Here is a 5,040-nt window from a genome sequence, read left to right as displayed (position 1 = left end):
GAACCCGGAAGCTAAGACCCGCAGCGCCGAGGGTACTGCACCCGGGAGGGTGTGGGAGAGCAGGACACCGCCGCACAATCCTTGGGCAAAGGCCCCGCCAACGACGGCGGGGCCATTGCTGTATACGCCGGGTCAGGGGTGTCACAGCCCTTCCGGTCCGCGCTGCGATGCCGCTGCACTAGAATAGATCGGTGGCACGGAATGATTTCCGCGCGATGACTTCCAAATAAATCCCCAAATTCATAGCGTTTGACGGCCCAGGAGCTACCTGGGATGCCTGGCCCGCTGAAAGGAGCTTCCGGCATGGCTGAATTCCATGGTCGTGGTGGACGAGACGACAAGGGCGGTGCCTACCGGCGAACGAACAACTCGGGCGGCGATCCGCGCGGCTATCGTTCCCGTGAGGGCCGGCCAGGGCCGGAGCGCGGCGGGCAGGGTTACCGTCCCCGTGAGGACCGCCGTGATTTTGAGGAGCGTCCGCGCCGCGAGTACGGTGACCGTCCCCGTCCGGACCGCCGCGAGGGCGGCCGTGAGGACCGCGGTGGCCAGGGCTTCCGTCCGCGTGAGGACCGCGGCTATGAGTCGCGCGGCCCGCGCCGCGACTTCGAAGAACGGCCCCGCCGCGAGTACGGTGACCGTCCCCGTCCGGACCGCCGCGAGGGCGGCCGTGAGGACCGGCGCGACTTCGAAGAACGGCCCCGCCGCGACTACGGCGACAGGCCTGCGGGTCGTGGTGGTTGGGAGGAGCGGCCCCGCCCGGAGCGGCCGCACAATGCGAGGGATCTACGCAGCGCCAATCGTGCGGATCGGCCGAGATCCCCTGAAATCGATGAGGACGTTACCGGATCCGAGCTGGACCGGGCGGTGCGTGCCCAGTTGAAGACCTTGGAATCCAAGAATGCCGAGTGGGTGTCCAAGCACTTGGTCATGGCCGCCCGCCTGATGGATGTGGACCCGGAGCTGGCGTTCCAGCATGCGCTTGCCGCCAGCCGCCGCGGCGGACGGATGGCACCGGTCCGTGAGGCGGTCGGGCTCACTGCCTATGCTGCCGGCAACTTCGGTGAAGCGTTGCGCGAGCTCCGTACCTTCCGTCGGATCAGCGGTTCCAACGAGCATCTGCCGATCATGGCGGACTGTGAGCGCGGCCTCGGCCGCCCGGACCGCGCGCTGGAGCTGGCCCGGTCCGAAGATGCCGAGACACTGGACACTGCAGGCAAGGTCGAGTTGGCCATCGTGACTTCCGGTGCCCATTCCGACCTGGGCGAACTCGACGCAGCCGTTGCCGCCTTGGAGATCCCGCAGCTGGATATGAACCGGGCTTTCTCCTTCAGCCCGCGGCTGTTCCGCACTTATGCGGATGCGTTGGATGCAGTCGGCCGAAACGAGGAAGCCGCCCAGTGGCGCCGCCAGGCGCTGATGGCCGAGAGCGCCCTGGGGGTCGGTGACTTTGCCGAACCCGAAATCATCGACCTGGGGGAGGACGAGGAATCCAAGCCCGAACGTCCCCGCGGCCGGGAGGCGGAGCAGACCGCCTCGCCGGAGCCAGCCGAAGAATCCGATGAAGAGTCCGCCGTGGAAGCCGAGGGCGGCTCCGACGAGGCTGCCGCTGCACCCGCTGAACCGACCGGGACGCCGACGGAAGAACCGGATGAGGAAGCCATGGCGGCGGATTCCGTAGCCGAGGCACCTGTAACCGGAGAAGCCGCAGCGGAGGACGCCGGCGAGCCGGTCCGGGACGAGGCCACGCAGGCTGCCGGCAGCGATGACTGACGTCCCGCTGATCTCCGGGTACGACGCACTGCTTTCGGACCTGGACGGAGTCGTCTATGCCGGCCCCGGTGCCATCGACGGCGCCATCGAGGCGCTGGACAAGCTGGCGGAAACCGGGACCGCACTGGGCTACATCACCAACAACGCCTCGCGCTCACCGGAGGTCGTGGCGGCCCACCTGCGCAGCCTCGGCGCGCCTGCGGCGCCCGGGCAGGTCTTTGGCTCCGCCTGGGCCGGCGCCCTGCTGCTGGCCCGGAATGTGGCTGCCGGATCGAAGGTCCTTGTGACCGGCAGCCATTTCCTTGCCGAGATGGTGGAAGACCAGGGTCTGGTGCCGGTACGGTCAGCGAACGACGGGCCGGCCGCCGTGATCCAAGGCTTCGACCCCTCGATCGGCTGGAAGGACCTTGCCGAGGCATCCTACGCAATTGCCGGCGGTGCCTTCTGGGTGGCCACCAACACGGACATGACCATTCCCCAGGCGCGTGGCATAGCGCCCGGCAACGGCGCACTGGTTGCAGCGGTCCAGGCCTCCACCGGGGCCGTGCCCGTGGTTGCCGGCAAACCCGAGGCAACGCTGTTCGAAGCCGCCGCCGCCAGCTTGGGCGCCAGGCGTCCGCTGGTGGTTGGGGACCGGTTGGATACGGATATCCTCGGCGGCAACAACGCCGGGATGGATACGGCCGCAGTCCTGACCGGCGTGGATACCGTGGAATCGATCCTGGCTGCCCGGGCGGCCGAGCGTCCCCGGTACCTGCTTGCCGACCTGCGCGGACTCTACCAGCCGTACCCGGAGGTTGTTGCCGACGGCGGCGGAGCCTTCCGGTGCGGGGACTCCTCAGCCACGGTCGAGGATGGCAAGCTCCTGCTGTCAGGCAGCCGCGAAAGCCTGGATACCTGGCGCTGTGCCTGTGCCGCCTGGTGGCACGCCCACCCGGAAGCGGACATTGCGGTCAGTCCTCGGTCGGTGTTGTAACCCCGCTCGCTAGACTGGTTGAGGAAACAGTCGGAAGGGAGCAGCACGCATGGATACGCCAGGGGCCTGGCCCGCCCTGCCGGGCCCGACCGGGGACGACGGCGTGGACGCTATCCTCGCCGACTTGGCGCAACTGCCCGGGCTTGCCACCGCTGAGCATGCGGCACGCTACGAGCAGATCCACGACGACCTGCGGGCCGAGCTCGACGCCGGAGCGGACTAAGCGCCGATGCCACGCCTTGACCAGGAACTCGTGGCCCGCGGCCTCGCCCGCTCCCGCACCCATGCAGCCAAACTGATCGCGGACGGGCTCGTCAGCCGGGCGGGCACCGTGCTGACGAAGCCCGCGGCCGCCGTCGGACCCGGCGACCAACTGCAGGTGGCCAGCGTCGGACCGGACTATGTCAGCCGCGCCGGGCACAAGCTCGCCGGTGCGTTGGCCGCCTTCCCGGAGATCCGTCCGCAGGGGCTGCGCTGCCTCGACGCCGGCGCTTCCACCGGCGGTTTCACGGACGTGCTGCTGCGTGCCGGAGCACGCGAGGTGGCAGCGGTGGACGTCGGCCACGGCCAGCTGGTCCCGCAGCTGCGCGCCGATGCCCGGGTACATGTCTTCGAGGGCCTGAACGTGCGCTACCTCGACAGCGCGGCCATTGGCGGGCCCGCCGCGTTGACTGTGGCGGATCTGTCCTTCATCTCGCTGACGCTGGTCATCGGGCCGCTCAGCCGGGCGACCTTGCCAGGCGGCGACCTGGTTCTGATGGTCAAGCCGCAATTCGAAGTGGGCCGGGAAAACCTTGCGAGCACCGGCGTCGTTACGTCCGAGGCCGAGCGGCGGCGGGCGGTGGAACGGGTGGTGCGCAGTGCCGTCGGAACCGGGCTGGAAGTCAGGGGCCTGGCCCGCAGCCCGCTGCCCGGCCAGGACGGCAACGTCGAGTTCTTCCTGTGGATCAAGGTGCCGTTGTCGCAGCCGGTGCCTAGGATCGGTATTGAACTGGAAGCCGAGGTGCGGGAGGCGATGGGGCACTACCCGCGATGAGCACTATCCGCAATATGGCAGACCATCCGCGGCGACCAGGCACAAGCCATCGAAAGTGAGCGCATGAGCAGGCGAATCCTAATTCTCACCCACACCGGCCGGCGCGACGCCATGGCCGCAGCGCAGGAAACCTGCCTTCAGCTGCGGGCAGCCGGGCTGGTGCCGGTGATGCGACGGCAGGAAATGGAGCACATCCGCCGGGAGTATGGCGGAGTGGCGGCCCCCGTCGAGGTCCTGGACCACGATGTGGACTTGGACGGGGTGGACCTGGGCATGGTCCTGGGCGGGGACGGAACCATCCTGCGGGCGGCCGAGCTGGTCCGGGGTTCGGATGTGCCCCTGCTTGGGGTGAATCTGGGCCATGTCGGGTTCCTGGCCGAGAGCGAGCGGGCGGACCTGGCCCAGACCGTGCACTGGGTGGTAGGCCGTGAGTACACGGTCGAAGAGCGGATGACCATCGATGTGCAGGTGTGGCTGGACAAGCAGAAGATCGCGCACACCTGGGCCCTGAACGAGGCGACGGTGGAGAAATCGGACCGCCAGCGCATGCTCGAGGTGGTGCTCGAAGTGGACGCCCGGCCGATCAGCTCCTTTGGCTGCGACGGGGTGGTGATGGCTACCCCGACGGGCTCCACAGCCTACGCCTTCTCTGCCGGCGGGCCGGTGGTGTGGCCGGAGGTCCAGGCGCTGCTGATGGTGCCGATCAGCGCCCACGCGCTCTTTGCCAAGCCGCTCGTGGTGGCCCCGACCTCGGTTATGGCCCTGGAGATCCTGGCCCGCACCGACGCCGACGGCGTGCTGTGGTGCGATGGCCGCAGGAGCCTGGACCTGCCGCCCGGTTCGCGGGTGGAGGTCACCAAGTCGGATCAGCCGGTACGCCTGGCCCGAACCCGGCAGACTCCCTTTGCCGAGCGCCTGGTGCGCAAGTTCGAGCTGCCGACCACCGGCTGGCGCGGGCCGGTCAAAGGATCCGAAGCGGAGCTGCCTGCCATCCCGGTGGCGCAGGTCCAGACGGTGGAGCCGCACCATATCCAGCCGCGTGAGGAGACACGGCCATGATCGAGGAAATCCGGATCCGCAACCTGGGGGTCATCACGGAGGCTACGCTGCCGTTGGGGCCGGGTTTGTCCGTGGTCACCGGCGAGACCGGCGCGGGCAAGACCATGGTGGTCAGCGCGCTGGGGCTGCTGCTCGGGGCCCGGTCCGACGCCGGCGCCGTGCGCACCGGCGCTCCGTCCGCCGTCGCCGAGGCGGTGGT

The 5,040-nt window shown here is 69.1% G+C and carries 6 protein-coding genes; all 6 read left to right on the top strand.

Features of this window, described 5'->3' with window-relative positions; genetic code table 11:
* The first annotated feature begins 303 nt into the window (after positions 1-303).
* Positions 304-1,770, top strand: a complete 1,467-nt coding sequence (locus tag ACFQ36_RS20660) for a hypothetical protein (protein ID WP_377017089.1) — start codon at positions 304-306, stop codon at positions 1,768-1,770.
* Positions 1,763-2,746 (top strand): HAD-IIA family hydrolase, encoded by a 984-nt coding sequence (locus ACFQ36_RS20655; RefSeq protein ID WP_377017087.1) that lies wholly within the window; start codon positions 1,763-1,765, stop codon positions 2,744-2,746. Before ACFQ36_RS20660 ends, ACFQ36_RS20655 begins: the two co-directional genes overlap by 8 nt.
* A 49-nt stretch (positions 2,747-2,795) precedes the next feature.
* Complete coding sequence (locus ACFQ36_RS20650; protein WP_377017085.1) at positions 2,796-2,969, top strand: hypothetical protein; 174 nt, start codon at positions 2,796-2,798, stop codon at positions 2,967-2,969.
* Positions 2,970-2,975: 6 nt separating this feature from the next.
* Entirely contained in the window at positions 2,976-3,782 is an 807-nt protein-coding gene (locus tag ACFQ36_RS20645; RefSeq protein WP_377017083.1) for a TlyA family RNA methyltransferase, read from the top strand.
* A gap of 63 nt (positions 3,783-3,845) precedes the next feature.
* The gene (locus ACFQ36_RS20640; RefSeq protein WP_377017081.1) at positions 3,846-4,841 is read left to right on the top strand and encodes an NAD kinase; all 996 of its coding nucleotides are present in this window, start codon (positions 3,846-3,848) and stop codon (positions 4,839-4,841) included.
* Positions 4,838-5,040: AAA family ATPase (locus ACFQ36_RS20635; RefSeq protein ID WP_377017079.1), on the top strand; the 203-nt coding region annotated here is incomplete at its 3' end. The genes ACFQ36_RS20640 and ACFQ36_RS20635, both read left to right, overlap by 4 nt.

It is taken from the genome of Arthrobacter sp. GCM10027362, from assembly GCF_042679445.1.
Taxonomy (GTDB): Bacteria; Actinomycetota; Actinomycetes; order Actinomycetales; family Micrococcaceae; genus Crystallibacter.
The sequence above is the reverse complement of the archived record's forward strand: the minus strand, read 5'-3'. Positions and strand labels throughout refer to the sequence as shown.